This is a genomic window from Phyllobacterium sp. 22552 (assembly GCF_052044585.1).
Lineage (GTDB): Bacteria > Pseudomonadota > Alphaproteobacteria > Rhizobiales > Rhizobiaceae > Phyllobacterium > Phyllobacterium ifriqiyense.
Genome location: NZ_JBQENG010000004.1, coordinates 121,919 through 148,873, shown reverse-complemented (window position 1 = coordinate 148,873; position 26,955 = coordinate 121,919). Strand labels below are relative to the sequence as shown.

General features: G+C 54.3%; 26 protein-coding genes. 21 read left to right on the top strand and 5 right to left on the bottom strand.

The features are described from left to right. Positions 1 to 16: 16 nt before the first annotated feature. Positions 17 to 1,084: a heat-inducible transcriptional repressor HrcA gene (gene hrcA, locus ACTJI9_RS10835; protein WP_115054620.1), complete on the bottom strand. Its 1,068-nt coding sequence runs from the start codon at positions 1,082 to 1,084 to the stop codon at positions 17 to 19. 124 nt (positions 1,085 to 1,208) lie between these two features. On the opposite strand from hrcA, the gene rph reads away from it, so the two are divergent. The 6 genes from rph to ACTJI9_RS10805 are packed head-to-tail and all read left to right on the top strand — an operon-like array spanning position 1,209 to position 5,443. Then, the gene (gene rph, locus ACTJI9_RS10830) at positions 1,209 to 1,925 is read left to right on the top strand and encodes a ribonuclease PH (protein ID WP_307281811.1); all 717 of its coding nucleotides are present in this window, start codon (positions 1,209 to 1,211) and stop codon (positions 1,923 to 1,925) included. Positions 1,926 to 1,936: 11 nt separating this feature from the next. Further along, complete coding sequence (locus ACTJI9_RS10825) at positions 1,937 to 2,344, top strand: VOC family protein (RefSeq protein ID WP_440807910.1); 408 nt, start codon at positions 1,937 to 1,939, stop codon at positions 2,342 to 2,344. Beyond that, positions 2,341 to 2,988 carry an RdgB/HAM1 family non-canonical purine NTP pyrophosphatase gene (gene rdgB, locus ACTJI9_RS10820; protein WP_354342968.1) on the top strand — a complete coding sequence of 216 codons (648 nt, stop codon included), beginning with the start codon at positions 2,341 to 2,343 and terminating at the stop codon, positions 2,986 to 2,988. The genes ACTJI9_RS10825 and rdgB overlap by 4 nt, the downstream gene beginning before the upstream one ends. After that, positions 2,985 to 4,151 (top strand): radical SAM family heme chaperone HemW, encoded by a 1,167-nt coding sequence (gene hemW / locus ACTJI9_RS10815; protein ID WP_115054623.1) that lies wholly within the window; start codon positions 2,985 to 2,987, stop codon positions 4,149 to 4,151. The genes rdgB and hemW overlap by 4 nt, the downstream gene beginning before the upstream one ends. 54 nt (positions 4,152 to 4,205) lie before the next feature. Continuing rightward, positions 4,206 to 5,069: a 16S rRNA (cytidine(1402)-2'-O)-methyltransferase gene (rsmI, locus tag ACTJI9_RS10810; protein WP_440808464.1), complete on the top strand. Its 864-nt coding sequence runs from the start codon at positions 4,206 to 4,208 to the stop codon at positions 5,067 to 5,069. A gap of 8 nt (positions 5,070 to 5,077) precedes the next feature. Further along, positions 5,078 to 5,443 (top strand): YraN family protein, encoded by a 366-nt coding sequence (locus tag ACTJI9_RS10805; RefSeq protein WP_440807906.1) that lies wholly within the window; start codon positions 5,078 to 5,080, stop codon positions 5,441 to 5,443. 3 nt (positions 5,444 to 5,446) lie between these two features. Here the strand turns inward: ACTJI9_RS10805 and ACTJI9_RS10800 are convergent, their stop codons facing one another. Continuing rightward, positions 5,447 to 5,845: a VOC family protein gene (locus ACTJI9_RS10800; protein WP_115054625.1), complete on the bottom strand. Its 399-nt coding sequence runs from the start codon at positions 5,843 to 5,845 to the stop codon at positions 5,447 to 5,449. Between the two features lie 348 nt (positions 5,846 to 6,193). Here ACTJI9_RS10800 and cysG point away from each other — a divergent pair, with 348 nt between their 5' ends. Genes cysG through ACTJI9_RS10765 form a run of 7 tightly spaced genes read left to right on the top strand, consistent with a single transcriptional unit; the run spans position 6,194 to position 12,369 of the window. Further along, complete coding sequence (gene cysG, locus ACTJI9_RS10795) at positions 6,194 to 7,654, top strand: siroheme synthase CysG (protein WP_440807903.1); 1,461 nt, start codon at positions 6,194 to 6,196, stop codon at positions 7,652 to 7,654. Between the two features lie 18 nt (positions 7,655 to 7,672). After that, complete coding sequence (locus ACTJI9_RS10790) at positions 7,673 to 7,987, top strand: DUF2849 domain-containing protein (protein ID WP_440807900.1); 315 nt, start codon at positions 7,673 to 7,675, stop codon at positions 7,985 to 7,987. Positions 7,988 to 8,007: 20 nt separating this feature from the next. Further along, positions 8,008 to 9,678, top strand: a complete 1,671-nt coding sequence (locus ACTJI9_RS10785; RefSeq protein ID WP_440807898.1) for a nitrite/sulfite reductase — start codon at positions 8,008 to 8,010, stop codon at positions 9,676 to 9,678. Beyond that, entirely contained in the window at positions 9,668 to 10,423 is a 756-nt protein-coding gene (locus ACTJI9_RS10780; protein WP_440807895.1) for a phosphoadenylyl-sulfate reductase, read from the top strand. The genes ACTJI9_RS10785 and ACTJI9_RS10780 overlap by 11 nt, the downstream gene beginning before the upstream one ends. Positions 10,424 to 10,428: 5 nt before the next feature. Next, positions 10,429 to 10,956, top strand: a complete 528-nt coding sequence (locus tag ACTJI9_RS10775; protein WP_370878847.1) for a DUF934 domain-containing protein — start codon at positions 10,429 to 10,431, stop codon at positions 10,954 to 10,956. A gap of 39 nt (positions 10,957 to 10,995) precedes the next feature. After that, positions 10,996 to 12,024, top strand: a complete 1,029-nt coding sequence (locus ACTJI9_RS10770) for an NAD(P)/FAD-dependent oxidoreductase (protein WP_307281838.1) — start codon at positions 10,996 to 10,998, stop codon at positions 12,022 to 12,024. Beyond that, complete coding sequence (locus ACTJI9_RS10765) at positions 12,025 to 12,369, top strand: 2Fe-2S iron-sulfur cluster-binding protein (RefSeq protein WP_307281840.1); 345 nt, start codon at positions 12,025 to 12,027, stop codon at positions 12,367 to 12,369. Position 12,370: 1 nt separating this feature from the next. Here ACTJI9_RS10765 and ACTJI9_RS10760 read toward each other — a convergent pair whose 3' ends face one another. After that, positions 12,371 to 13,309, bottom strand: coding sequence for a nucleoside hydrolase (locus tag ACTJI9_RS10760; RefSeq protein WP_440807890.1), 939 nt, complete (start codon positions 13,307 to 13,309; stop codon positions 12,371 to 12,373). A gap of 133 nt (positions 13,310 to 13,442) precedes the next feature. Here ACTJI9_RS10760 and ACTJI9_RS10755 point away from each other — a divergent pair, with 133 nt between their 5' ends. Then, positions 13,443 to 13,865 (top strand): Hsp20 family protein, encoded by a 423-nt coding sequence (locus ACTJI9_RS10755; protein WP_115054633.1) that lies wholly within the window; start codon positions 13,443 to 13,445, stop codon positions 13,863 to 13,865. A gap of 55 nt (positions 13,866 to 13,920) precedes the next feature. Continuing rightward, on the top strand, positions 13,921 to 14,166 hold the full coding sequence (locus ACTJI9_RS10750; RefSeq protein ID WP_115054634.1) for a DUF1150 family protein: 246 nt from the start codon (positions 13,921 to 13,923) through the stop codon (positions 14,164 to 14,166). A 73-nt stretch (positions 14,167 to 14,239) separates the two neighbouring features. Here the strand turns inward: ACTJI9_RS10750 and pncB are convergent, their stop codons facing one another. After that, complete coding sequence (pncB, locus tag ACTJI9_RS10745; RefSeq protein WP_115054635.1) at positions 14,240 to 15,547, bottom strand: nicotinate phosphoribosyltransferase; 1,308 nt, start codon at positions 15,545 to 15,547, stop codon at positions 14,240 to 14,242. Positions 15,548 to 15,812: 265 nt separating this feature from the next. Between pncB and ACTJI9_RS10740 the strand changes: the two genes are divergently transcribed. The 4 genes from ACTJI9_RS10740 (at position 15,813) to preA (ending at position 23,265) form a co-directional block, all read left to right on the top strand. Next, positions 15,813 to 16,982, top strand: coding sequence for an efflux RND transporter periplasmic adaptor subunit (locus ACTJI9_RS10740; protein ID WP_354342955.1), 1,170 nt, complete (start codon positions 15,813 to 15,815; stop codon positions 16,980 to 16,982). A gap of 7 nt (positions 16,983 to 16,989) precedes the next feature. Beyond that, complete coding sequence (locus tag ACTJI9_RS10735) at positions 16,990 to 20,127, top strand: efflux RND transporter permease subunit (protein WP_115054637.1); 3,138 nt, start codon at positions 16,990 to 16,992, stop codon at positions 20,125 to 20,127. A 358-nt stretch (positions 20,128 to 20,485) separates the two neighbouring features. Further along, positions 20,486 to 21,943, top strand: a complete 1,458-nt coding sequence (locus ACTJI9_RS10730; RefSeq protein WP_440807887.1) for an NAD(P)-dependent oxidoreductase — start codon at positions 20,486 to 20,488, stop codon at positions 21,941 to 21,943. 11 nt (positions 21,944 to 21,954) lie between these two features. Continuing rightward, positions 21,955 to 23,265, top strand: coding sequence for an NAD-dependent dihydropyrimidine dehydrogenase subunit PreA (preA, locus tag ACTJI9_RS10725; RefSeq protein ID WP_115054639.1), 1,311 nt, complete (start codon positions 21,955 to 21,957; stop codon positions 23,263 to 23,265). A 205-nt stretch (positions 23,266 to 23,470) separates the two neighbouring features. On the opposite strand, the gene rutR is transcribed toward preA, so the two are convergent. Next, on the bottom strand, positions 23,471 to 24,124 hold the full coding sequence (gene rutR / locus ACTJI9_RS10720) for an HTH-type transcriptional regulator RutR (protein ID WP_115054640.1): 654 nt from the start codon (positions 24,122 to 24,124) through the stop codon (positions 23,471 to 23,473). Positions 24,125 to 24,347: 223 nt separating this feature from the next. Between rutR and ACTJI9_RS10715 the strand changes: the two genes are divergently transcribed. Next, complete coding sequence (locus ACTJI9_RS10715) at positions 24,348 to 25,673, top strand: aminotransferase class III-fold pyridoxal phosphate-dependent enzyme (protein ID WP_115054641.1); 1,326 nt, start codon at positions 24,348 to 24,350, stop codon at positions 25,671 to 25,673. 10 nt (positions 25,674 to 25,683) lie between these two features. Further along, positions 25,684 to 26,931, top strand: coding sequence for a Zn-dependent hydrolase (locus ACTJI9_RS10710; protein ID WP_336440233.1), 1,248 nt, complete (start codon positions 25,684 to 25,686; stop codon positions 26,929 to 26,931). The last annotated feature ends 24 nt before the right edge of the window (positions 26,932 to 26,955 follow it).

The window sequence follows — 26,955 nt, the reverse complement described above, 5'->3', positions numbered from 1 at the left end:
TCAAGTGCAAACCGCGCTAACGCAAGAGTCTTGAGACAAGTTGTGCCGTATAGTCCACCATCGGTACGATGCGGGCATAGTTCAACCGGGTCGGACCAATGACACCAAGCGCACCGATGATACGCTGTTCGGAATCCCGATAGGGCGCAATTACCAAAGAGGAGCCGGATAGCGAAAACAGCTTGTTTTCTGAACCGATGAAAATACGCACACCAGGTCCGGCTTCGGCCAGATCGAGCAGTTGCAGCGTGCCTTCCTTGGTTTCCAGATCATCGAAAAGATGGCGCAGACGTTCCAGATCGGCTTCCGCATGGATGGAATCGAGCAGATTACCCCGGCCCCGGACGATCAGGCGTGCCGGCTGGCCAGCTCCGTCACCACCCCAGATAGCCAGACCCTGCTGCACCAGATGCTGCGAAAGACTATCGAGAGCCTGTTGCGTCTCATCCTTCAGGCGGGCGATTTCCTGCCTTGCCTCGGTAATGGTACGCCCCTGAATATGCGCATTGAGAAAGTTGGATGCTTCGATCAGTTGTGAGGGCGTGACACCGATTGGCAGGTCAATGACACGGTTTTCCACATCGCCATTCTGCGTCACGAGAACCGCCAGGGCTTTGGTTGGTTCCAGCCGCACAAATTCGATGTGTTTCAACGCGCCTTCCACCTTCGTCGCGAGCACAAGGCCCGCGCCGCGCGACATGCCGGACAGGATCTGGCTGGCTTGTGTCAGCACGTTCTCGGCGGTCTGCGCATCACCGGCACGAACCTGCGCCTCAATGGAATTGCGTTCGGAAGATGAAAGATCGCCGACCTCCATGAAGGCATCTACGAAAAAACGCAGCCCAAGCTGTGTGGGCAGGCGTCCTGCGGAAATATGCGGCGCATAAACGAGACCGAGATGTTCAAGATCGCTCATCACATTGCGGATCGTTGCCGGCGACAAGGCGACGGGCAATATGCGGGACAGGTTTCTCGATCCGACAGGTTCACCGTCGCCCAGATAACTTTCGACGATGCGCCGGAAAATATCGCGTGATCTCTGATCGAGCGATTGGAGTGCTTCCGGGGCGACTGCTTTGTTCATTATGCCTCATCTATCTCATGACTGTGCCATAGATATAAGCATTGTTAGAGCAATCATCAAAGCCTTTGCTTCATAACATCATCGCGGTTAAAAGGCGGAAAGCTTATCAACAAGAGGTCTATCCATGCGTCACTCCAAACGAGCCCCCGACGAAATGCGCGCCATTTCCTTTGAGCGCGGCATTTCAAAACATGCCGAGGGCTCGTGCCTGGTTAAATTTGGCGATACCCATGTTTTGTGCACAGCCAGCCTTGAGGAAAAAGTACCGGGTTGGATGCGTAATAGCGGCAAGGGCTGGGTGACAGCGGAATATGGCATGCTGCCCCGTTCGACGGGTGATCGCATGCGCCGTGAGGCATCTTCGGGTAAACAGGGCGGCCGCACGCTTGAGATTCAGCGGCTGATCGCGCGTTCCTTGCGTGCAGTCATTGATCTGCAGGCGCTGGGCGAAGTGCAGATTACGGTTGATTGCGATGTGATTCAGGCCGATGGCGGCACGCGAACTGCGGCAATCACCGGGGGCTGGGTTGCCTTGCATGAATGCTTGCGCTGGATGGAGACACGCCAGATGCTGAAAGTTGACAAGGTTCTCAAGGATCATGTTGCCGCGATTTCATGCGGTATATCCAACGGAACGCCCGTCATTGATCTCGATTATCTGGAAGATTCCACGGCACAGACTGACGCCAATTTTGTCATGACCGGCAAGGGTGGAATTGTTGAGGTGCAGGGTACTGCCGAAGGTGAACCGTTCTCACAGGAAGAATTGCTGGCGCTGATGGATTTGGCCCGTAATGGCATTACGCGGCTGGTCTCACTGCAAAAAATGGCGGTTAGCTAAGAGTAATGACCATGCAGCCATCATCTATTCTGGAAACAGCGCTTTATGTTGATGACGTCGAGGCTGCGGCGCAGTTCTATAGTGGCGTTCTCGGGCTTGAGTGCATTTTGCGGGCAGGGGAAGAATCTGCATTCTTCGTCTGCGGGGCAGGTGTACTCATCGTTTTCAACGCGGAAAAGCTGAAACAGCGCCCCGCTGGTGGGCTGCCTATTCCAAAGCATGGAGCGGAAGGTCCGGGTCATGTGTGTTTTCGCGCCACACGGGATGAAATTGCTGCATGGAAATCCCATCTCGAGAAACATGGCATTGCCATCGAAAGCGAATTCGATTGGCCAAGTGGCGCACATTCGCTTTATTTTCGTGACCCCGCCGGTAATTCGGTCGAGTTCGCCGAACCAAAATTATGGAATCTGAAATGAGAACACTCGAAAAGGGCAAGCTGCTGGTTGCCAGCCACAATCAGGGTAAGATCAACGAAATGATTGATCTGCTTGGTCCTTTTGGTTTTGAGGTCGTCTCTGCCGCAGAGCTAGGTCTGCCCGAGCCGGATGAGACAGGCACGACCTTTGAAGAGAATGCCTATATCAAGGCCTTTGCCGCTGCCAAAGCCACTGGGCTGGTGGCGCTTTCTGACGATTCCGGCCTGTGTGTCGATGCTTTGGACGGCAATCCCGGCGTCTACACGGCCAATTGGGCTGAATTGCCGGATGGCAAGCGCGACTTTGCGCATGGTATGCAGAAGGTCGAAACGGCGCTTCAGGATGCGGGTGTGACCAAGGCTGAAGACCGTAGCGGTCGATTTGTTTCTGTCATTTGCCTTGCTTGGCCCGATGGCGAAGCAAATTATTATCGCGGTGAAGTGGAAGGCGAAATCGTCTGGCCGCCGCGTGGCACAGCTGGCTTCGGCTTCGATCCCGTTTTCAGGCCGGAAGGCTACGACACAACATTCGGTGAAATGACCGCAGAACAAAAACATGGCTGGAAACCCGGCGATGAATTGGCGCTCTCCCACCGTGCCCGCGCCTTTCAGCTATTTGCCAAAGATTGTCTGGACGTTGCATGAGTCATAGCGACCATAGGTCCGAATCCGGCTTCGGGATCTATGTCCACTGGCCCTTTTGTATGGCGAAATGCCCCTATTGCGATTTCAACTCGCATGTCCGGCATCAAGCTGTCGACCAGCCACGCTTTGCAGCGGCATTTGCCCGCGAAATGGCAACCATGCGCGAGCGTACGGGTCAGCGCAAAGTCTCCAGCATATTTTTGGGTGGTGGCACACCATCCTTGATGCAGCCGGAAACCGTAGCCTCTGTCCTGAACGAGATCGCGCGCAACTGGCATGTGCCGGACGATATCGAAATTACGCTGGAGGCTAATCCAACCAGCGTTGAGGCGGATCGTTTTCGTGGCTATCGCGCGGCTGGTGTCAATCGGGTGTCCTTGGGGGTTCAGGCGCTGAATGATCCTGATCTGCGTCGTCTTGGCCGCATGCATAATGTTGACGAAGCGCTGGTTGCGATCAAGCTTGCGCGGGAGATTTTTCCAAGGCTCTCATTTGATCTGATCTATGCAAGACCGGACCAGACCATCGAAGCGTGGCGGGACGAGCTTGCCAAAGCAATTTCCTATGCGGCAGATCATCTGTCGCTTTACCAGCTGACAATTGAAGAGGGCACGCCTTTCTACAATCTATGGAAGGCAGGAAAACTGATAACGCCCGACGGCGACCACGCGGCGGCACTTTACGCTGAAACGCAAGAAGTCACTGCAAAGCATGGTCTGCCAGCCTATGAGATTTCAAACCATGCCGCGCCGGGCGCAGAATCCCAGCATAATCTCGTTTATTGGCGCTATGGTGAATATGTTGGAGTTGGTCCAGGCGCCCATGGGCGTTTTATCGAAAATGGTACGCGTGCTGTAACCATCACCGAGCGTCATCCTGAAACATGGATGCAGAAGGTCGAGGCGGATGGCCATGGCATTGTCGAAGAAGAGTTTCTGACGGGCGAGCAGGAGGGAGACGAGTTTCTGCTGATGGGCCTGCGTCTGGTAGAGGGTATTGATCTTTCCCGTTATGAGCGCCTGACCGGCCATGGTGTCAAGGAAAGCCGTGTAATCTCTTTGGCGGAACAGGGGCTTATCGAATATATCGGTAATAGTCGCATCCGCACAACACCCGAAGGCGCTATCGTGCTCAATGCCGTTATCGCTGATCTCGCAGCTTGAGGATAAAGCGTGTCTGAGGCCCACCAATCTGATGAAAAGGACCGGAGCTACCAGATTGGCAGTTCGTCCTATCGTGCGCGGCCTCTTGAGCCTGCGCTCTACATCGTGGCGACACCCATAGGCAATCTTGGCGACATGACCCTTCGCGGTATTGAGACCTTGGCGGCAGCCGACATTATCGCTTGCGAGGACACGCGCGTCAGCCGCGTCCTGCTTGATCGCTATGGTATTTCCCGCCGTCCCTACGCCTATCACGAGCACAATGCCGAGATGGCAGGGCCCAAAATTATCGAGGCACTCCTTGCCGGAAAGAGCGTTGCGCTCATTTCCGATGCCGGTACGCCGCTGGTTTCAGACCCAGGCGGGCGGCTTGTTCCTGAAGCCAAAGCGGCTGGCATTCGTGTCGTGCCAATCCCTGGCGCATCCTCTGTCCTTGCAGCCTTGACTGCTTCTGGCCTGTTCAAGGATGCGTTTTACTTTGCCGGATTCCTTTCCTCCAAACAGGGCCAGCGCCGGGCAAAGCTGGAACAGTTGAAGACATTGGATGCCGCGCTGGTGTTCTTCGAATCGCCCAATCGCGCCGCAGCGACCCTGGCCGATATGGTTGAGACTTTCGGACCTGAGCGCCAAGGCTCGCTCTGCCGCGAGTTGACCAAGGCATATGAGACGGTGACTACATTGCCTTTAAAAGAACTTGCTGCGGAGTTCGATGGTGAAGACCGTATTCGCGGTGAGGTTGTTCTGGTGATCGGACCACCACGGCAAGATGAACATGTGGCGCGCAGCGATGAGGATATTGACGCATTGCTGAAAGCCCTCAGTCAGGAAATGTCGCCTGCAAAGGCGGCGGGGGAAGCCTCCCGCATGACAGGCCGCCCAAAAGGCGAGCTTTACCAACGTTTGCTGGCGATGAAGTAGGAATGCCGATGGGCGCGAAGGACAAGCGTCATAAAGCTTACCGTCGCGGCCACTCTGCCGAACGCCTCGCTGCATTTGCTGTGGTTCTGAAAGGCTATCGGATTGTGGATCGCCGCTATCGCACGAAGCTCGGAGAAATCGATCTGATTGCGCGACGCGGCAATATTGTCCTCATCATTGAGGTCAAAGCGCGGCGTACGCTTCAGCAGGCGATGGATTCGGTCAATCCGCTCGCCATGCGCCGAATAGAGGCTGCCGCTGACCAATGGCTGGCCCGTCAGCCGGGTCATGACCGCCTTTCGCTTCGCTTTGATCTGGTTGCGATCTTGCCTTGGCGTTGGCCCGTTCATGTTCCGGCTATATTTACCGCCTGAGCATCATTGGGCTTGCGGCACCATGTGGACGATTTCCCAGACATGGCCGTCAATATCCTGAAAGCTACATCCATACATGAAGCCTTCATAGTCTTGCTTTGGCTTCCATTCCTTGCCCCCCGCAGCAATCGCCTTTGCAAAAGTCTCATCGACTTCTTCCTTGCTTGCTGCCGAAAGCGCAATAAGCACTTCCTGAGATTTCGTTGCGTCGCTAATGCCGTTATTGATGAAGTCCTTGAAGCGGTCTTCTTCCATCAACATTGCAAAAATATTCTCTTCGATAATCATGCAGGTTGTTTTCTCGTCAGAGAAGTCCGGATTGAAGCTAAACCCCAAAGCCGCAAAAAAGGCTTTTGAAGCAGCAAGATTCTTGATCGGCAGGTTTACGAAAATCATACGCATCGGGATAAAATCCTCTCTGTTTGATAACTCACTTCCGAATGACGAATAGAATTGTCAGATCCCGACAGTCATGAAAAAATAAAAAACAACTTGCAATCGAATTTAAACCCGATAAGAATGGTCGTGTATCGAGCGCCGTTCATTTGCGGCTGCGTTCCTTTGGCCTTTCCCACCTCCTTTTATGGAGCGAGGGGAGGTGCAACTATGTATGGCGCAGAAAGAGAATCCGATTACCTTCGGTTTTTCAGAAATTATATGCTCCTGCGCGTGAAACGGCGCATTTCTGTTTCTTATAATCAGGTCATTGATATCGGATAATTCCCATAGCCATTGGGATACCCACGATTCATGCCTATTCGTTCCAACCAGCTATCTGTCTTTCCAGCCTTCTTCCGTGTTCGGAACGAGGTGCTTGTGGTTATAGGCAATGGGGAAGAGGCCTTGAACAAGGCCCGTCTTCTGACACAAACCAGTGCCACCATCCGCATAGTCGCTGCCGAACCGGAACCAGAACTTGCCGCCTTTTTGCGGAGCGGCAATTACGACCATATTGTAGAAAAATTTGCTCCCAAGCATTTGACCGGCGCAAAGCTGGTCTTTGTCGCCACTGGCGATGAAGGTCAGGATATTGCCATTGCCGATGAAGCGCGCCGCCAGAATATTCCTGTTAATGTCGTTGACCGTCCTGATCTGTGTGACTTCTACACACCTGCCATTGTCAATCGCGCGCCTATCGCCATTGCCATAGGCTCTGAGGGTACGGGCCCTGTACTGACCCAGCTCATCCGTGCACGCATTGATGCGGCTTTCTCCCCGCGTCTCGGGGATCTGGCCCGTCTCGCCAATGCCTATCGGCCTGCCGTTGAACGGCTGGTGAAAAAGGGACTGTCGCGGCGCATTTTCTGGCGCTCATTCTTTTCGGGCGATGTAGCAAGCAATGTTTATAAGAATGATCTGACCGGAGCCCATGACGCCGCCGCAAATCTGCTCGAAAATCAGGGTTCTCCCAAAGGCTATGTCTGGTTGGTAGGGGCGGGGCCCGGCGTTGAGGATTTGCTGACCTTGCGTGCGCACCGCGTCCTGATGGAAGCTGATGTGATTGTTTATGATGCGCTGGTGCCGGAGGCTGTTGTTGCCATGGGCCGCCGCGATGCCACGAGACTGTCTGTGGGCAAGCGCAAGGGTTGCCATTCCAAGAGCCAAAGCGAGATCAATGATCTTCTTGTAACGCTTGGCCGCGAAGGCAAGCGCGTCGTTCGATTGAAATCTGGTGATCCGCTGGTTTATGGTCGCGCTGGCGAAGAAATGGCCGCTTTGCGCGATGCCGGTATCGCCTTTGAGATTGTGCCTGGTATTACATCTGCCTTCGCTGCCGCAGCAGATATGCAGCTTCCGCTCACATTGCGCGGCGTTGCATCCTCGCTGGTCTTTACCACTGGCCACGATATGACGGGCGATATACTGCCGGATTGGGCACGCCTGGCTATTTCCGGTGCAACCATCGCCGTTTATATGGGCCGAAGTGTTGCCGCTTCCGTTGCCAATCGCCTGATTGAGGCTGGCCTTCATGCGGATACCGGCGTTGCTGTGATTGAAAATGCCGGACGTGCGGAACGTCGCATGTTCCACGGGACATTGAAGGATTTGCCAGCACTTGAACAGCGCAGCGATCTGGAAGGGCCGGTCATGGTTGTTATTGGCGACGCTGTCGCCGGTGCCGCCATTCATCTGGCAGAACCGCTTTCTGCAACGAAGACAAAGTTTGAAGATTTCGTGGCTGAGCGCCACATGGCAGCGCAAGCTGTCTGAACCGCAAGGATGATGATCATGAGTGTCAAAGTTTTAACAGCGAACCGCCTGACCGATGGCGAAGCAGTTTGGCTTGGTGCCAATGGTGAGTGGCTCGACCTTATTGATGGTGCCCTTATCGCACGTCATGCCGAGGCTGTGGCAGCGCTTGAGGAAGCCGGTAAAGCCGCGATAAAGTCCAATCTCGTCATCGACGTTAATGTCATTGATGTTGAGGAACGCGGTACAAACCTATATCCGCTACGTCTGCGCGAACGTATCCGCCAGCTCGGCCCGACAATCCGTCTTGATCTTGGCAAGCAAGCCGAGAAAACCAGCGCCAACGCCGCCTAATTTCTGAAGGTCCGCATAGAATGTATCGTTACGATGAGTTTGATCACGCGTTTGTCTCTGCCCGCGTCGAGCAGTTCAAGGATCAGGTTGAGCGGCGTCTTGCTGGCGAGCTGACTGAAGAGCAGTTCCGCCCGCTGCGTTTGATGAATGGTGTCTATCTTCAGCTGCATGCCTATATGCTGCGTGTTGCGATCCCCTATGGCACATTGTCAGGTCGGCAGATGCATAAATTGGCGCATATTGCGCGCCACTATGATCGCGGTTATGGCCATTTCACCACACGACAGAATATCCAGTATAATTGGCCGGCTTTGAGCGATATGCCAGCGGTGCTTGATGAATTGGCCTCTGTCGAAATGCATGCTTTGCAGACATCGGGCAATTGCATCCGCAATGTCACAGCCGATCATTTTGCCGGTGCCGCCGCTGATGAAGTTGCCGATCCGCGTCCCTATGCGGAGATTCTCCGTCAGTGGTCGTCAATGCATCCGGAATTTTCCTATCTGCCACGCAAATTCAAGATCGCAGTCACCGGTGCTGATCGGGATCGCGCAGCCATTCAGGTCCATGATATCGGGCTTCATCTGAAAAAGAATGAAGCCGGAGAACTTGGCTTTGCTGTCTATATTGGTGGCGGCCAGGGCCGCACGCCGATGGTTGCCAAAAAGATCCGGGATTTTCTGCCCATTGAGGACTTGCTGACCTACACGACGGCAATCGTGCGTGTGTATAATCTGCATGGCCGCCGCGATAACAAATACAAGGCACGTATTAAAATCCTAGTGCATGAAACCGGCACCGAGGAAATTACCCGTCAGGTCGAGGCTGAATGGCAGGCAATCAAGGATACCGACTTGAAGATGCCGCAACAGGATGTTGATGCCATCGACAATTATTTCCGCATGCCAAACCTGCCGCAGCGTCCCGAAGGCTGGTCGCAGCTTGCGATCTCGCGTAAGGCCGATCCTTCCTTTGCGCGCTGGGTCGATCAAAATGTAACGCCGCACAAGAATCCGGACTACGGGGTCGTGACGATCTCCTTGAAGCCGATTGGTGGTATTCCAGGCGACGCAACAGACGCGCAGATGGATCTGGTGGCAGATATCGCCGAGAAGTTCTCGAATGATGAGATCCGCGTCAGCCATGAACAGAATCTCGTTCTGCCGCACGTCGCCATTGCTGATCTGCCCATTGTTTATGATCTGCTGCTGACCGATGGCCTAGCAACAGCCAATGCCGGGCTGATCACGGATATCATCGCTTGCCCCGGCCTTGATTATTGCGCTTTGGCCAATGCCCGTTCCATTCCGGTGGCACAGCGCATTTCAGAGCGTTTCGGCCAGCCGGAACGTCAGGCGGATATTGGCGAGCTCAAGATCAAGATTTCCGGCTGCATCAATGCCTGCGGGCATCATCATGTCGGCCACATTGGCATTCTCGGCGTTGAGAAGAAGGGCGAAGAGCTTTATCAGATTTCGCTCGGTGGCTCCGGTGATGAGATTTGCACGATTGGCGATATTACCGGTCGCGGCTTCTCTTCCGAAGAAATCGTCGATGCGGTGGAAACCATAGTTGACCGCTATCTTCAGGTGCGGACGGACAAGGAAGAAAACTTCCTTGCAACCTATCGCCGTCTGGGCGCTGCACCGTTCAAGGACGCGCTTTATAACGAGACTGCAAATGCTGCTTGAGACAAATGAACGTACCGTGGCGGACGAAGCGCGCGCGCTTCAAGCCCGCTATGGGAATCTTGAACCGGCCGATATTATCGAGCTGGCCATTGATCATTTGTTCAATGAAGAAATTGCTGTTGTCTCCTCTTTTGGCGCGGAATCCTCTGTGCTTTTGCACCTGATCGCGCAGGTGGATCGTGCCACGCCGGTTCTGTTTCTGGAAACCGGCAAACATTTTCCGGCAACCTTGCGTTATCGTGACGAGCTTGTTGGCGAATTGGGCATGACAGATGTTCATGACATTCATCCCTTGCAGCAGACGCTCAAGGATGAGGATCCCTATGGCGCCATGTCGATGACCAATAAGGATCGCTGCTGCTATATCCGTAAAGTGGAGCCGATGGCCCGGGCCGTTGCGCCTTATCGGGCATGGATGACCGGTCGCAAACAGTTTCAGGCATCGACGCGTAATGCATTACCTGTGTTTGAATCGGTGGGTGAGCGTATTCGCATCAACCCGCTGGCCCAATGGACATCGGCTGATCTGCAAAACTATATGGTCGCGCACCACTTGCCTGCGCATCCGCTGGTGGCAGAAGGCTATCGTTCGATCGGCTGCATGCCCTGCACGCAGCCGGTGAAAGAAGGTGAAGATGCGCGTTCCGGTCGTTGGGCTGGCAGCGGCAAAACAGAATGCGGTATCCACCTGACGGGACTTACCGATCAATTGAGCAATATTTCCCTGACGGATTCGAGCCTATGAGTGACATTTCTGAAAGCGTAGCTGGTGAACTTTGGGGTCGCGAAGGATTTCGTGAAGATCCTTACATTGCCGCTGAGACACTCGAAGAAACAGGTGATGCGCCGGCTGTAATTCTTCCTCTGGCTGCATGGCTAGGCCTGGATGAGAGCATCCGCAACAATACCAACCGCAAGATCGGGGTATCGGTCGCGCCGGGCGAAAGTATCGACCCTCTTCTGCCATTGCTGGATACAATACCGCTTATTGCGCTGCAGTTTCCGGCTTTCAACGATGGCCGCTCTTATTCGAAGGCGGACATCTTGAAAAACCAACATCAGTTCAAGGGAGAGCTGCGTGCGGTGGGCGATGTGCTGATCGATCAGGTCGCCTACATGTTGCGTACCGGTTTCGATACGATGAAGGTTACACATGCCGTAACGCTGACACGCCTTGCGGAGCACAATCTGCATGATGCACCCGGCTATTATCAGCCCGGTAGAGGTTCGCACACCGTACCGGGCGCCTATAGCTGGCGCCGGGTTCCGGGCGCCTGAAACAATAAAATTCAATTCGGTTTGTTGGAAAGCACTTATATGTCAGAACTTATTGAAACAGATGTCGTTATCGTCGGTGCCGGTCCTGTTGGCCTCTTTGCCGTATTCGAGCTTGGCCTTTTGGACCTGCGCGCCCATGTCATCGATATTCTTGATCGTCCGGGCGGCCAATGCGCCGAACTCTATCCGGAAAAGCCGATTTATGACATTCCGGGTCTGCCGGAAGTGACAGGGCAGGATCTGACCGATAATCTTTTGAAGCAGATTGCTCCCTTTGATCCGCAATTCCATTTTTCCACAATGGTCACTGCCCTTACGCGTCTTGAAGATGGTCGATTCCGTGTGGAAACCGATGCGGATGAAGTTTTCCTGACCAAGGTCATTGTCATTGCAGCTGGTGGTGGATCGTTCCAGCCCAAGCGCCCGCCTGTGCCGGAAATCGAACATTATGAAGGCGTCAGCGTCCACTATGCTGTTCGCAAGATCGAGGCTTTCCGCGGCCATGACGTTGTCATTGTTGGCGGTGGCGATTCTGCGCTTGATTGGACATTAAATCTTGAGCCCGTTGCCAAGTCCGTCACGCTGGTGCATCGCCGCCCGGAATTCCGTGCCGCTCCCGACAGTGTCAACAAGATGTGGGCGCTTGAAAAAGAAGGCCGTGTAAAATTCCGCATGGGGCAACTTGGTAGCCTTGAGGGCGCGGATGGCCAGATATCAAAGGTGCTGCTGAAGGGCGGCGAAGCCGGGGAAGAAATTATCGAGGCCAGCCGTTTGCTGCCATTTTTTGGCCTGACAATGAAGCTAGGTCCAATCGCGGATTGGGGCCTGAACCTCGATCAGAATCTGATCGCGGTCGATACGGAGAAATTCGAGACATCAGAGCCCGGTATTTTCGCGATTGGCGACATCAATACCTATCCGGGAAAGCTGAAGCTTATCCTGTCAGGTTTCCATGAGGCGGCTTTGATGTCCCATGCAGCAAAACGGATCGTGGCCCCTGGCGAACGTATCGTTTTCCAGTATACGACGTCCTCAACATCCCTCCAGAAGAAACTGAAAGCAGCTTGAGTGTCTGATTCTCTTTACATCCACGTCACCGATCAGAAGGGCGAACGTCATACGCTGGAGGCCTTGGAAGGCTTCCGTGTCATGGAAGTCATTCGGGATTGGGGCCTCGACATCAAGGCGGAATGCGGCGGCGCTGCTGCTTGCGGCACCTGCCATTGCTATGTCGAGGAGGAATGGACTGAGAAGCTTTTTGCACCGCTGGATGAAGAAATCGATCAGCTCGACGTGACATTTCACGTCGAGGAGAACTCCCGCCTCTCATGCCAGCTGATCATGACGGAAGAACTGAATGGCCTGGAGATTACTCTCGCTCCAGGCACTCAGAAGGACAGCGTTGCAGCCTGATTTATGGCAGCGTTGCTATGCGGGTGGTCAAAAGCTCGAAGAAGCCATCAGAATCCACGTTCCGAATGTAAAAAGCATTCTTCGGGCGGTCAGTAATCCCCCACCAGTCAACCACCGTCATGCCGAACGTCAATTCGTTAGCTGCATCCACTTCGACATTGCAGTGACGCCCCGTATAGAGCTCCGGCTTGAGCAAATAGGCGATCACATTGGGATCATGCAAAGGTCCGCCATCGCTGCCATATTTTTCTTCGTCGAAACGTTCAAAAAACTCAAGCAGGGCGACTGATGCGTCGCCGCATCTGGTGCCCAAAGCGCGGAACCGATCGATGCGTTTAGCAGTGGTCAGGGCCTGGTGTGTCACATCCAACGGCAGAATTACGATTGGAACGCCTGACTGCAACACGATTTGCGCAGCCTGTGGGTCGACATAGATATTGAACTCGGCAGTCGGCGTTATGTTGCCACCCTCAAAAAAGCCACCGCCCATCAGGACGATTTCCTTGATCCTCGGTGCAAGTTCTGGCGCGCGCAACAGAACATGGGCGATATTGGTAAGTGGTCCAAGCACGCAAAGCGTGACAGTTCCCGCCGGTTCACTGCGTAAAGTCTCGATAATGAAATCGACCGCATGCTGATCCTGCAAAGGCATGGACGGTTCAGGCAGGTCGGGACCATCGAGGCCGGTCTTGCCGTGAACATGTTCGGCCGTGATCAAGGGGCGCATCAACGGACGATCCGCACCGGCAAAGACACGCATATCGGAGCGCCCGGCCAATTCGGAGATTTTACGCGCATTCACCTCGGTCAAGGCAAGCGGCACATTGCCGGCAACGGCTGTAATACCCAGCACATCCAGTTCCGGGCTGGCAAAAGCCAAAAGAATCGCGAGAGCGTCGTCCTGCCCCGGATCTGTATCGATTATGATTTTACGTGCCATTTGTCGGTTTCTCTCATCTATATGCCGCACTCTCTTGAAGTCTCAAGGTCGATAGACCATATCTGAGTACAGGAGCGAAATGCTGTTGAATTACGGGTTTTGCTTTAGGTCGCTTTACTAAAGGACTGCTTGGATGACACGAATGACACCTTTTTCAAGCCCATTGCTGCTTGGATTCGATTCGATGGAAAAGACGTTGGAGCGTATCGCCAAATCCGGCGACGGCTACCCGCCATATAATATCGAGCGTATCCGTTGCAATAACGATCGTGAGCAGTTGCGTATTATTCTCGCCGTGGCGGGATTTTCCAGCGACGATCTCGAAGTTACCACTGAAGATAACCAGCTGATTATTCGCGGTCGCCAGACCGATGAAGAAACGCGCGAATATTTGCATCGCGGCATCGCGGCCCGCCAGTTCCAGCGCATATTTGTTCTTGCCGATGGAATGCGGGTCAGCAATGCCACTTTGAAGAATGGGCTACTGTCGATCGACCTCGACCGGCCGGAACCTGAACGATTGGTCAAGCGCATCAATATTGCGGTCGAAGACTGATCAGGGCTCTAACAGGACAGGGCTCACCAGAGACTGTCCAAATAAGGAGGCTATAATGCAAACGAATCCTTTTACCGAACTTGAATTCTCCCGTCTCGGCGCCGGTCAGGTAGCTTATCTGCGCAAGGTAAAGACCGATGATCTCGCCACCAGCTTTCCGGCTCTTCCGCCGATGGCGCCTGGTGTTGAGCTTTGGGCGCTCTTTGCAGCCAATGGAGATCCTATTGTGCTTTCCGATGAACGCGAAAACGTTCTTGTCGGCGCGCAGGAGCATGAATTGCGCACGGTGATGCTGCAGTAGTTGTAAAAGCAAGCTCAGGAAAAGTGGGCACCGGTTTTCCGTTCGAGCTTGCAAAGCCAACCGATCGCGTGGGTCAGACTTTTACAGTCTGCTCCACGCGATCTTCCGCGCCAAAAATCTCCAAATATCGTTTTATCTCCGCAGGCTCGCCAGTGGCTTTCTTGGGATTATCCGAAAGCTTTACAGCCGGGCGGCCATTGGCGTAGCTGACTTTGCACACCAGCGAAATCGCATTTAACTGGTCGTTGAACCGTGGCGCACAATCTTCGAAATCATTGGTGAGATTGGTGCCCCAGCCGAAGCTCATACGCACTTTCCCATCGAAGTGGCGATAGGTTTCCTCAATCGTATCGACGTCAAGCCCATCGGAAAACACCAGCAATTTTTCGCGCGGGTCCTTACCCTTGGCTTTCCACCAAGCAAGGATTTTCTCGCCGCCTTCAATGGGCGGCGCGCTATCGGGTCGAAAGCCCGTCCAGTCTGCAACCCAATCCGGCGCATCGCGCAGAAACGCCGCTGTACCGAAGGCGTCGGGAAGTACTATCAAAAGATTACCGCCATAATAGCGGTTCCAGTCCTGAAGCACCTTATAGGGCGATGCCAGAAGTTCTTCTTTGGTTTTGCTCAGTGCTGCCAGAACCATCGGTAGTTCGTGAGCGTTTGTTCCAAGCGCTTCCAGATCATTATCCATCGCCATCAACACATTACTCGTGCCGGTAAATGAAGCGCCAATGCCTTCCTTCAATGCCTCAACACACCAGCGCTGCCACAGAAATGAGTGGCGGCGTCGGGTGCCGAAATCGGAAATTCTGATGTCGGGGAGAGCTTGCAAGCGCTCGACCTTAGTCCACATTTTGGCCTTCGCACGGGCATAAAGCACATCAAGCTCAAACCGCCCCAAACGCTTCATCGCCGCGCGGGAGCGCAATTCGTTGATGATTGTAAGCGCGGGAATTTCCCACATGGTGGTGTACATCCACGGCCCGTGAAAATTGAGTTCATATTGGCCATCGCGCTTGATCAGCTCATATTCGGGTAGTTGGAAATTTGCCAGCCAACTCAGGAAATCCGGCTCGAATATCTGGCGCTTGCCGTAGAACGTGTTACCGCCGAGCCAGATCATCTCTTTCTTTGTGAAACGCACTTCCCGCGCGTGATCAAGCTGTTCGCGTAATTCCTGCTCGTCAATCTCGTCACTCAGCCGCACTTTAGTGGTGCGGTTGATGAGCGTGAAGGTGGCATCCACTTTGGGATAAACGCCCCAAATCATCTGAAGCATCAGGAGTTTGTAAAAATCCGTGTCGAGCAGGCTGCGGACGATGGGGTCCAATTTCCACGTATGGTTGAAAACACGCCGCGCTATATCGGTTTTGGTCGCCATCGAATGCCATCCTTACGAATATGTCGCCCGCCATGTTGCACGGCAGACCCCACTCATCAAGAAGAGCGACGGAGAAACTTCATTTCACGGGCAAAGTTGATTTGGACCGTTCAATTAAATCTTTGTAATCTCACCGATTTGTCATTAACGGCGACATCAAAGCGCTTTATTCTCTGCAACAGATAGAGTTGCTCTCTGCGGATCGCAGATGCACTTGACGAAAGTATTCGCTGGCTCCTTACCGGAACCGGCCTTGGAGTGTTGGATGAAGGCCTGGAAACAAATTCTGATTGCCATATTGGTTCTGGTTGGTGCTGGAGCTGGCTGGTTGTATTTTTCCCCAGGTTCCAATGAGCTGTTAAAGAAGGCGGGAGTTGTTCCGCCCTCCAATGTAACCGCCGAAACCGCAGCAGGCTCCGGCAGGCGGGGTGGCGGACAGAGTTTGCCGCTTGTCGTTGTGAAAACGGCAACTGAAGCCAAGATCAATGACCGGCTTTCAGCAATCGGTACCGGAAAAGCCAAAAGCTCCGTTTCAGTTACACCATTTGCAGCTGGCAGAATGACGGAATTGCTTGTCCAGTCCGGGTCAAAAGTCATGGCCGGTGACGTCATCGCCAAGCTTGATTCAGAAGCTGAGACGATTATTGCGGAAAAGGCTAGAAGTGCGCTCAAAGATGCGCAAAACAAGCTGAAGCGCGCTGAAAACCTCAGTACAACCAATACGGTGTCAGCCGTTCAGGTCTCTGATGCCGAACTTGCGGTGGAGAACGCGGCATTGGATTTGCGCGAGGCAGAGCTGGCCTTGGACCGGCGCGATATCAAGGCGCCCATCAGCGGCATAATCGGTATTCTACCTGTCAATGCGGGCAATTATATTACCGTTTCTACGCAGGTCGCTACGATTGACGACCGCTCAGAAGTTCTTGTCGACTTCTGGGTTCCGGAGCGTTTTGCGCCGTTGATTGCCGTTGGCGCTCCCGTATCTGCGAACTCAATTGCGCGCCCCGGCGAAACATTTCAAGGCTCGGTAAGCGCGATCGACAGCAGGGTTGATCCCGCCAGCCGTACTCTGCACGTGCAGGCACGCATCACCAATCCGAAAGATACGCTACGCGAAGGCATGGCTTTCCAGATATCCATTGCATTCCCGGGCGACATTTATGCTGCGGTGGACCCACTCTCGATCCAGTGGGGCACTGACGGTGCCTATGTCTGGAAGATTGCAGACGACAAAGCTAGCCGCGTTCCGGTTCGTATTGTCCAGCGCAATGCCGCCAATGTTCTGGTTGATGCGAATATTAAGCTGGGCGACGCGATTGTTACCGAAGGTGTCCAGTCGGTCCGCGAAGGTGGCACCGTTCACATTAAAGGGCAACCTGCGCCCAAACAAAACAGCGAAGAAGGTCCTCTCGCCTCCGCCGGCAAAGCTGGCTGAGGACGTCATGACAAAACAGAACGACAATCTCGATACAAGTTTTACCGCCCTTTTCATCCGCCGTCCCGTCATGGCGCTGGTGCTCAATGCTTTGATCGTGGTGGCTGGTTTGGCCGCCTATTATGGCGTTGACGTCCGCGAGCTTCCCGATGTGGACAGGCCGGTGGTCACCGTCTCCACAATATTTGAATCGGCTGCCGCCGAAACAGTTGACCGGGAACTGACCTCTGCAATCGAAGGCGCCGTGTCACGTGTCTCCGGTGTTAAATCCATCTCCTCGAGTTCTTCGTTTGGTAGCAGCCGCGTCACCGTCGAATTCAATGATGGCGTTGATCTGAACGTTGCCGCTGCCGACATGCGCGACGCCATCAGCCGTATCACCAACACGCTGCCCGAACAGGCCGATCCTCCGCAGATCGTCAAGGCGGATGCGAATTCCGATGCAGTTATGCGGCTTGCTGTTACGTCCGATACGATGGCGGTTGAGGATATGACAGTGCTGGTCGAAGATCAGATCGAAGATGTACTGGCCTCTGTCCCCGGCGTTGCCGATGTGCAAATCAACGGCGATCGCAACAAGATTTTCCGGATCGATATCGATCAGGGCAAGCTTGCAAGCCTTGGCATGAACGTCGCCGACATCCGCAATGCGCTGACGACCATGGCCTTTGATACTCCGGCAGGCCAGCTGAACAGCAATGACCAAAGCATTGTTGTGCGGGCGACCGCACCCGTTACCACGCCTGAAGAGTTCGAAAACATCATCATTAAAGGCCGCACGAAAATACGTGACGTTGCCACGGTGACACTTGGCCCCGACATTGGCACGTCAAGTTTGCGTGCCAATGGCAAGACCGGTATCGGCCTTGGTATTATCCGCCAGGCACAGTCCAATACGCTGGATATTTCGACAGGTGTCCGCGCTGCAGTCGCTCAGCTTCAGCAGACCTTGCCGGAAGGTGTTGATATTCGCGTTACCAGCGATGATGCAGATTTCATCAACGGCGCTGTCCATGAGGTGGAAATAGCGCTGGGCGTTTCGGTTATCATCATTATCGCCATCATCTACCTGTTCCTGTGGGACATCAGGGCGACTTTGATTCCGGCGGTCAGCATGCCGGTTGCATTGATCGGCACAATATCGGCGATCTATCTGGCAGGTTTTTCCATCAATATTCTTACGCTTTTGGCTCTGGTTCTGGCGACAGGTCTTGTGGTGGATGATGCGATTGTCGTGCTGGAAAATATTGTCCGCCGCCGTAATCAGGGCATGGGCCCACGCGCCGCTGCTGTTCTTGGCACGCAGGAAGTGTTCTTCGCGGTCATCGCGACAACGGTCACATTGGCGGCGGTGTTTGTGCCATTGTCGTTCCTTCCCGGCCAGACAGGCGGTCTGTTTCGCGAATTCGGCTTTGTTTTGGCCATCTGCGTGCTTCTCTCGGCGGTCGTGGCGCTTACGCTGTGTCCCATGCTCGCATCGCGTCTGCTGAGCGCGAGCGAGGCAAGTCATCATGAAGTTGCCCATGCACCGGGTGTGGTTGGCCGTATGGGCAATCGCTTTGGCGGCTGGTACAAATGGTTGCTGCATGCCTGTCTTGCTGCGCCCTGGATCGTGGTCATCGTGTCGATCCTTTTTGCCGGTGCCGCCTTTGGTGCATTCTCCCTGCTCAAACAGGAGCTGACGCCGACAGAAGATCGTGCGGCGACCTTCCTGCGCATAACGGCGCCCCAAGGTGTCAGTCTCGAATATCTCAATGATGAGATGCGCCAGATCGAAACATTGATCCAGCCTTTGCGTGATTCGGGAGAAATCGAGAATACGTTCTCCATTGCCGGGCAGAATGGCAACACCAATCGCGGCTTCATGGTGCTCAGCCTTGCCAAATGGAATGAGCGTACAAGGACGCAGCAAGAGATCGTGGCCGATGTTTCCAAGCGTGTGCGCGCAGTGCCGGGCATTCAGGTTTTTGCCTCGCAACCCAATTCGCTCGGTATTCGCGGCGCAGGCAACGGTCTCCAGTTTGCTGTCGTGGGAACCAGCTACGCCGAATTGGGCACGACTGCCGCCAAGATCGTTTCCGAACTGGAAAAAGATCCAAGATTTGACAGGCCGCGTCTGACTAATGAACCAACCCAGCCGCAATTGGCTGTTACGATAGACCGCGAACGGGCCTCGGATCTGGGCATAGACATCACAGGTCTGGCACAAGCATTGCAGTCGGTACTGGACGGCTACAAGATCGGTTCCGTATACATCGAGGATCGCAGCTTCGACGTCAAACTCGTCTCCACCACTGATCCGATCAATGATCCAACCGATCTGGAAAATGTGTTCTTGCGAACCCAGGATGGCCGCTTTGTACCGATGTCGACGATTGCGCGACTGACGGAAGTCGCTGTGCCGCCCGCACTGACCCGTGAACAGCAAATGCGATCCGTAGCCATCACGGCAAGCCTGTCGCCTTCTTTCGCCCTTGGCGATGCCTATGCGCAGGCGCAGGCAATTGCCGAGCCATTGCTGCCAGCTGGATATCGTCTCATTCCTCTGGCCGAAGCTGCCACACTTGGCGAAAATTCCTCAAGCATGATCATCACATTTGGCTTCGCCATCCTGATCATCCTTCTGGTGCTCGCCGCCCAGTTCGAAAGCTTCATCAGCGCTGTGATCGTTATGGCCACAGTTCCGCTTGGGCTTGCCTGCGCGGTGTTTGCCATGGTGATCACCGGGACCAGCATGAACGTCTATAGTCAAATCGGCTTGGTGCTGCTTGTCGGTATCATGGCAAAGAATGGTATTCTTATCGTCGAGTTTGCCAACCATCTGCGTGATCAGGGCCGCAATGTCCGGCAGGCCATTGAGGAAGCGGCAACGATCCGTCTTCGCCCCGTCGTCATGACAATGCTCTGCGCGATTCTTGGCGGTGTCCCGCTGGTTCTCGCCAGCGGTGCCGGCGCGGAAGCCCGTATTGCGCTCGGTTGGGTCATCGTCGGTGGCCTTGGTCTGGCTACAGCCTCAACGCTGTTTCTCACACCAGTCGCTTATCTTCTTCTGGCGGGGTTCTCCAAGCCAAAGGCCGAGGAAGAGGCAAGGCTCCAGCGTGAATTGCTGCAGGTCAGTACAAAAGCACAACTCCCTGCCGAGTAAATATTTCGTCCAGTGCCCACAAACTTTAACTCTGACTGCAGGATGGCGTTGTGCGTGGTTCGACGGGCTCACCATGAGGAATGTGTTGCTCGCAAGATAGTCGCTAGCTCGCCGAGCCTGGCTCCTTAACATATATTATCTTCCTCATGGTGAGCTTGTCGAACCACGCACAGTAGGAGTGTAGTGAGACCGACAACACCCTCATAAGAATATGATTCTTGACCATTTGATAAAAAATTTGACCTTTTGTAAAAATATGCCATTCTTTCAATAACGGAGCCGGACGAACCGGCTCATCTGCAAATGGCTGTGATCCACGGGAACCGGACGCTGCCACAGATATGGGAGATGCCATTTCATGGGATCGATGGATTCAGGAATCCGTGACGTCAGGGCTGGCCGGCTCGCGAGCAGTGAGTATAGCGAGGTCTTTTCCGATCTGCATCCGCCGCTTTCGCGGCATGAGGCTTTCGTTGAGTCTGACCGTTGCTACTTCTGCTACGATGCGCCTTGCATGAATGCCTGCCCCACGGGGATAGACATTCCGCTTTTCATTCGCGAGATCGCCGCGGGAAATCCCACCGGATCGGCCAAGACTATCCTGAGCGAGAATATTCTTGGTGGTATGTGCGCCCGCGTATGTCCGACAGAGACCCTTTGCGAGCAGGCCTGTGTGCGTGAAGTGGCCGAAGGAAAGCCTGTAAAGATCGGCCTGCTGCAGCGTTACGCAACAGATTACCTGATGGAAAACGGCCAGCACCCTTTCACCCGCGCGGCTCCTACCGGCAAGTCTGTGGCAGTGGTCGGCGCAGGTCCGGCAGGGCTTTCTGCCGCTCATCGTCTGGCCATGCATGGCCATGATGTGACGATTTTCGAGGCCCGCCCAAAGGCTGGCGGCCTCAATGAATATGGTATCGCCGCCTATAAGAGCGTCGATGATTTCGCCCAGAAAGAACTGGATTTTATTCTGGAGATTGGCGGTATCACCATTCAGAACGACAAGGCACTTGGCAGGGATATCAGCCTTGATGCGTTGCGTGCCGGTTTTGATGCTGTTTTCCTTGGAGTGGGTTTGCCGAGTGTCAATGAGCTTGGCCTTGATGGCGAGGATGCGGCAGGCTGCATCGACGCTGTGGACTACATTTCCGTTCTGCGTCAGAGCAACGACCTTTCGGAAATCGCCGTTGGACGGGATGTCGTCGTCATCGGTGGTGGCATGACTGCCATCGACGTTGCAGTCCAGACGAAGCTGCTCGGCGCGGAGAACGTCATCATTGCCTACAGACGCGGTCCGGAAAGCATGAATGCCAGCGAGTTCGAACAGGAACTTGCATTGAAGAATGGCGTGATTATCCGCCATTGGCTGCAGCCGCGCGCATTGACACGCAATGAACGTGGCGAGGTTTGCGGCATCACCCTCGACTACACGACCATGAATGATGGCAGGCTGGAAACAACCGGCGAAAGCGTCACATTGGCCAGCGATCAGATTTTCAAGGCGATTGGCCAAATGCCCGCGGAAAAAATTCTTGCCGAAGCAGGTATGGCGCTTTCGCGTGGCCGTATCAGTGTCGATGAGGAGCGCCGTACATCAATTCCAGGAATTTGGGCGGGCGGCGATTGTATTGCCGGTGGTCAGGATTTGACCGTTGCAGGTGTGCAGGATGGCAAGCTCGCGGCTGAGTCGATTCATCGCGCTTTATCGATGCAGCCGGAAAAGGTCAGTGGCTTTGCTGAGGCAGTCATTGCCGGTAATTCCGAACCCGCGACCACCTCTGCGCAACACACTGCCAATCCAGGCCACATTAGCGGCTAAAGGAAACCATCATGGCTGATCTTTCATCGAATTTCCTTGGTATCAAATCTCCAAATCCATTCTGGCTGGCCTCTGCGCCACCGACGGACAAAGCATATAATGTCGAGCGCGCCTTTAAAGCAGGATGGGGCGGTGTTGTCTGGAAAACCCTTGGTGAAGAAGGGCCTCCTGTCGTCAATGTCAACGGCCCGCGTTATGGCGCAATCCATGGTCCCGACCGGCGCTTGCTTGGTCTCAATAATATCGAACTGATCACGGACCGCCCACTGGAGGTCAATTTGCGCGAGATGACCGAGGTCAAGAAGAAGTGGCCGGATCGCGCGCTGATCGCGTCCATTATGGTGCCTTGTGAGGAAGAGGCTTGGAAGGCCATCCTTCCACGTGTCGAAGAAACCGGATGCGATGGGATTGAGTTGAATTTCGGCTGTCCGCACGGCATGTCCGAGCGTGGCATGGGCGCTGCGGTTGGGCAGGTACCGGAATATATCGAGATGGTGGTGCGCTGGTGCAAGCAATATACGCGCATGCCCGTCATCACCAAGCTTACGCCAAATATCACCGACGTGCGTAAGCCAGCCCGTGCTGCCAAATCTGGCGGAACCGATGCCGTCTCGCTGATCAATACGATCAACTCCATTGTTTCAGTTGACCTTGATACATTTGCGCCCAACCCTTCCATTGATGGACGCGGTTCGCATGGTGGCTATTGCGGCCCGGCAGTCAAACCGATTGCCCTGAATATGGTTGCGGAAATCGCCCGCGATGCGGAAACACGCGGCCTGCCGATTTCCGGCATTGGCGGCATCACAACGTGGCGCGACGCGGCAGAATTCATCGCTCTGGGTTGCGGCAATGTTCAGGTCTGCACCGCTGCCATGACCTATGGCTTCAAGGTTGTGCAGGAGATGATTTCGGGCCTGTCCGATTGGATGGATTCACGCGGCTTCCGCTCCATCGAAGATTTCCGCGGTATGGCTGTGCCCAATGTCACCGATTGGCAATATCTGAATCTGAACTACATCACCAAGGCACAGATCGATCAGGACCTATGCATCAAATGTGGTCGTTGTCACATCGCCTGCGAAGACACATCGCATCAGGCGATTACATCCATGGTCGATGGTGTGAGGCACTTCGAAGTCATTGATGAAGAGTGTGTTGGATGTAATCTGTGTGTGAATGTCTGCCCTGTAGAGAACTGCATCGATATGGTGCCTATGCTCTCGGGAGTCGATCCGCGCACCAAAACACCGGTTCAGCCAGACTATGCCAACTGGACGACGCACCCTAACAATCCAATGGCAAAAGTTGCGGCGGAGTGATGGGTTAGCCGTAGTTCTATTTAAACTTATGGCAACCCAGTTTGTGCGTGGTTCGACAAGCTCACCATGAGGAAAGTCGTAATTGGCAAGGGAGCCCAGCTCTGTTGCGATGAGGGCTGGCTTTGCAGCACCTACAACTTTCCTCATGGTGAGCTTGTCGAACCACGCAGGAGAGCAATGCAATCGAACGCGGCACCATCTTATTTCAATCGCGCGGGCGGATGCCGTTGAGAATTATGCTCAGAACTGCCTGCGCGGTTTGTTCGCGAAAGCCTGGACGGCCAACTTGGCTACCCATAATAGCGCGAACCTGTACGTCAAAATCCGCATAATGCTGGGTGGTTGCCCAAATCATGAAAATCAGATGATAGGGGTCAACCGGAGCAAGTTTGCCTTCGCCAACCCAGCGCCGAATGACGACGGCCTTTTCGTCGACCAGCGGTTTCAAATGCTTGGCCAGAAAGTCACTGATTGCCGGTGCGCCATGCAGCACTTCATTGGCAAACAAACGCGATGCTTCCGGATGGCTTTCGGACATTTTGATTTTGAGCGTGATGTATTTGCGCAATTGCTCGATCGGGTCGCCCGCCGGATCAATATCAGCGAGCGGGGCAAGCCATTCCGTCAGCGTTTCTTCCAACAGCGTCACATAGATATTTTGCTTGCGTGGAAAATAATAAAGCAGATTGGGTTTTGACATGCCGGCCTTGTCGGCAATCTGGTCGATAGTCGTGCCGCGGAACCCATAAGTGGAAAAAACATCAAGCGCCGCATCAAGGATCAAACGGCGGTTTATTTCCTGGATACGGGTTGTTCGTTCCGGGCCGCCATTCGTTTTCTGCTTCGCAGCTTTCGCCATTTGCTAATTGCTCCACCCACCCGCGACAAAATGGCAATTCCGCTTGTCCCGGCAACGGGTTGAAATGCCTATAAAGCGCTTGACCACCTAACTATGCTCTTCTAGCCTGCATTTTGACCAACTAGTCAAGTTTTTGGCAATTGGTTTTTGAATCCCCTTAAAGGTTCAATCATTCGGGAACACAAAACAAGCGGTAATATCCGCAATCAGGAGGCTTCGTCACATGTCTAAAACGGCAATGGGGACAAACAATCTCGACGCGTTCTGGATGCCTTTTACGGCAAACAAGCAGTTCAAGCAAAATCCCCGCCTTCTCGTCAGTGCTAAAGACATGCACTATAAGTCTCATGATGGACGCGAGATCCTCGATGGAACTGCCGGTCTCTGGTGCTGCAATGCGGGCCATGGCCGCCCCAAGATCGTCGAAGCCGTTCAAAAGCAAGTTGCAGAGCTTGATTATGCGCCTGCATTCCAGATGGGGCACCCCAAGGCCTTTGAACTAGCCGCGCGCCTGGCTGCCATGCTGCCATCGCCGCTTGACCATGTGTTTTTCACCAATTCCGGTTCTGAATCGGTTGATACGGCGCTGAAGATCGCGCTAGCCTATCATCGCGCTAAAGGCAATGGCACCAAGGTCAAGCTGATTGGCCGCGAGCGCGGCTATCATGGCGTTGGCTTTGGCGGTATTTCCGTTGGTGGTATCTCCGGCAATCGCAAGACCTTTGGCAATGCTTTAAGTGGCATTGACCATATTCGCCATACGCATGATCTGGCGCGAAATGCCTATACGCGCGGCGAGCCTGAATATGGCGTTGAATTTGCCGATGATCTGGAAAAGGTCATTGCGCTGCACGACGCGTCAAATATTGCGGCCGTCATTGTAGAGCCGGTGGCGGGTTCGACTGGCGTTCTCATTCCGCCAAAGGGCTATCTCAAGCGCCTGCGCGAGATTTGCACTAAGCACGATATTCTCCTGATTTTCGATGAAGTAATCACCGGCTTCGGCCGTCTTGGTGCACCATTTGCGGTAGATTATTTCGGCGTGGTGCCTGATTTGGTGACAACCGCCAAGGGTATCACCAGTGGCGTTATTCCGATGGGCGCGGTTTTCGCTTCGTCGGACATCTATCAGGCCTTCATGAATGGTCCGGAAAATCTGATAGAGCTTTTCCATGGCTACACTTATTCCGGCCATCCGGTCGCTTGCGCAGCGGCTCTCGCAACGCTCGACACCTATGAGGAAGAAGGCTTGTTGACCCGCGCATCGGAACTGTCCGATTATTGGGAAAATGCTCTGCATGCGCTGAAGGGACTGCCGAATGTCATAGACATTCGCAATCTCGGGTTGATCGGCGCCATCGAACTTCAACCCATCGACGGCGCCCCGACAAAACGGGCATTCCAGGCTTTCCTCAATGCATACGAAAAGGGCGTGCTGATCCGCACGACTGGCGACATCATCGCCTTGTCTCCGCCTCTGACAATCAGCAAAGGACAGATCGATCATCTGTTCGATACGCTCGCCGATGTGTTGAAGAACTTGGCATAGGAGCGGGCAAATGTCGCTGACGGGAAATCTTCGGATCAATGGCGACCGCCTTTGGGATAGCCTGATGGAGATGGCCAAAATCGGGCCGGGTCTGCGCGGTGGCAATAATCGCCAGACCCTGACCGATGAGGATGGCGAGGGCCGCAGGCTGTTTCAATCCTGGTGTGAGAAAGCCGGCATGACCATGGGCGTAGACACCATGGGCAACATGTTCTTCACGCGTGAAGGAACAGACCCGGATGCGCTGCCGGTCTATGTCGGCAGCCATCTCGACACACAGCCGACAGGCGGTAAATATGACGGTGTGCTGGGCGTTCTCGGCGGGCTGGAACTGATCCGCACGCTCAATGATCTTAATATAAAGACCAAGCATCCCATTGTCGTTGTCAACTGGACCAATGAAGAAGGCACTCGCTTTGCCCCTGCCATGCTGGCCTCCGGTGTATTTGCCGGCATCCATGATGAGCAATGGGCCTATGTTCGCGAAGATGCCAAGGGCAAGAAGTTTGGCGACGAACTGGAGCGAATCGGCTGGAAGGGTGACGAGAAAGTCGGCGCCCGTAAGATCCATGCGCTGTTCGAACTGCATATTGAGCAGGGACCCATTCTGGAAGCTGAGGGCAAGGATATCGGCGTTGTCACCCATGGTCAGGGCCTGTGGTGGTTGCAGATCACATTGACGGGCAAGGAAAGCCACACAGGCTCAACCCCAATGCCTATGCGCAAGAATGCGGGCCTCGGCATGGCGCGCATTACCGAACTGGTTCACGCCGTCGCTATGGCCCACCAGCCAAATGCGGTAGGGGCAATCGGCCATGTCGATGTTTATCCCAATTCCCGCAATGTCATTCCGGGCAAAGTCGTGTTCACGGTTGATATCCGCTCGCCAGACCTTTCAACGCTTTCCGCAATGAAAGCGGAAATTGAGGCGAAGGCACCAAAGATTGCCAAGGAGCTTGGCCTCGGCATCGAGATTGAAGAAGCCGGGCATTTTGATCCCGTTACCTTCGACGAAGGCTGCGTCACTGCCGTGCGCAATGCTGCGGAGCGGCTTGGCTACAGTCACCGCAATATTGTTTCCGGCGCCGGACATGATGCCTGCTGGATCAACCGCGTTGCGCCGACGGCGATGGTAATGTGCCCTTGCGTGGATGGCCTCAGCCACAATGAGGATGAAGAGATTTCGAAGGAATGGGCTGCTGCCGGTACGGATGTCCTGTTGCATGCGGTTCTGGAGACGGCGGAGATTCAAGCCTGACCTAGCAACCACATATGCAACATG

What these genes read in the sequence shown, in the direction of transcription:
- hrcA (WP_115054620.1), bottom strand. Translation starts at nt 1,084, where the DNA reads ATGAACAAAGCAGTCGCCCCGGAAGCACTCCAATCGCTCGATCAGAGA.
- rph (WP_307281811.1), top strand. Translation starts at nt 1,209, where the DNA reads ATGCGTCACTCCAAACGAGCCCCCGACGAAATGCGCGCCATTTCCTTT.
- ACTJI9_RS10825 (WP_440807910.1), top strand. Translation starts at nt 1,937, where the DNA reads ATGCAGCCATCATCTATTCTGGAAACAGCGCTTTATGTTGATGACGTC.
- rdgB (WP_354342968.1), top strand. Translation starts at nt 2,341, where the DNA reads ATGAGAACACTCGAAAAGGGCAAGCTGCTGGTTGCCAGCCACAATCAG.
- hemW (WP_115054623.1), top strand. Translation starts at nt 2,985, where the DNA reads ATGAGTCATAGCGACCATAGGTCCGAATCCGGCTTCGGGATCTATGTC.
- ACTJI9_RS10805 (WP_440807906.1), top strand. Translation starts at nt 5,078, where the DNA reads ATGGGCGCGAAGGACAAGCGTCATAAAGCTTACCGTCGCGGCCACTCT.
- ACTJI9_RS10800 (WP_115054625.1), bottom strand. Translation starts at nt 5,845, where the DNA reads ATGCGTATGATTTTCGTAAACCTGCCGATCAAGAATCTTGCTGCTTCA.
- cysG (WP_440807903.1), top strand. Translation starts at nt 6,194, where the DNA reads ATGCCTATTCGTTCCAACCAGCTATCTGTCTTTCCAGCCTTCTTCCGT.
- ACTJI9_RS10790 (WP_440807900.1), top strand. Translation starts at nt 7,673, where the DNA reads ATGAGTGTCAAAGTTTTAACAGCGAACCGCCTGACCGATGGCGAAGCA.
- ACTJI9_RS10785 (WP_440807898.1), top strand. Translation starts at nt 8,008, where the DNA reads ATGTATCGTTACGATGAGTTTGATCACGCGTTTGTCTCTGCCCGCGTC.
- ACTJI9_RS10780 (WP_440807895.1), top strand. Translation starts at nt 9,668, where the DNA reads ATGCTGCTTGAGACAAATGAACGTACCGTGGCGGACGAAGCGCGCGCG.
- ACTJI9_RS10770 (WP_307281838.1), top strand. Translation starts at nt 10,996, where the DNA reads ATGTCAGAACTTATTGAAACAGATGTCGTTATCGTCGGTGCCGGTCCT.
- ACTJI9_RS10760 (WP_440807890.1), bottom strand. Translation starts at nt 13,309, where the DNA reads ATGGCACGTAAAATCATAATCGATACAGATCCGGGGCAGGACGACGCT.
- ACTJI9_RS10755 (WP_115054633.1), top strand. Translation starts at nt 13,443, where the DNA reads ATGACACGAATGACACCTTTTTCAAGCCCATTGCTGCTTGGATTCGAT.
- ACTJI9_RS10750 (WP_115054634.1), top strand. Translation starts at nt 13,921, where the DNA reads ATGCAAACGAATCCTTTTACCGAACTTGAATTCTCCCGTCTCGGCGCC.
- pncB (WP_115054635.1), bottom strand. Translation starts at nt 15,547, where the DNA reads ATGGCGACCAAAACCGATATAGCGCGGCGTGTTTTCAACCATACGTGG.
- ACTJI9_RS10740 (WP_354342955.1), top strand. Translation starts at nt 15,813, where the DNA reads ATGAAGGCCTGGAAACAAATTCTGATTGCCATATTGGTTCTGGTTGGT.
- ACTJI9_RS10735 (WP_115054637.1), top strand. Translation starts at nt 16,990, where the DNA reads ATGACAAAACAGAACGACAATCTCGATACAAGTTTTACCGCCCTTTTC.
- ACTJI9_RS10730 (WP_440807887.1), top strand. Translation starts at nt 20,486, where the DNA reads ATGGGATCGATGGATTCAGGAATCCGTGACGTCAGGGCTGGCCGGCTC.
- preA (WP_115054639.1), top strand. Translation starts at nt 21,955, where the DNA reads ATGGCTGATCTTTCATCGAATTTCCTTGGTATCAAATCTCCAAATCCA.
- rutR (WP_115054640.1), bottom strand. Translation starts at nt 24,124, where the DNA reads ATGGCGAAAGCTGCGAAGCAGAAAACGAATGGCGGCCCGGAACGAACA.
- ACTJI9_RS10715 (WP_115054641.1), top strand. Translation starts at nt 24,348, where the DNA reads ATGTCTAAAACGGCAATGGGGACAAACAATCTCGACGCGTTCTGGATG.
- ACTJI9_RS10710 (WP_336440233.1), top strand. Translation starts at nt 25,684, where the DNA reads ATGTCGCTGACGGGAAATCTTCGGATCAATGGCGACCGCCTTTGGGAT.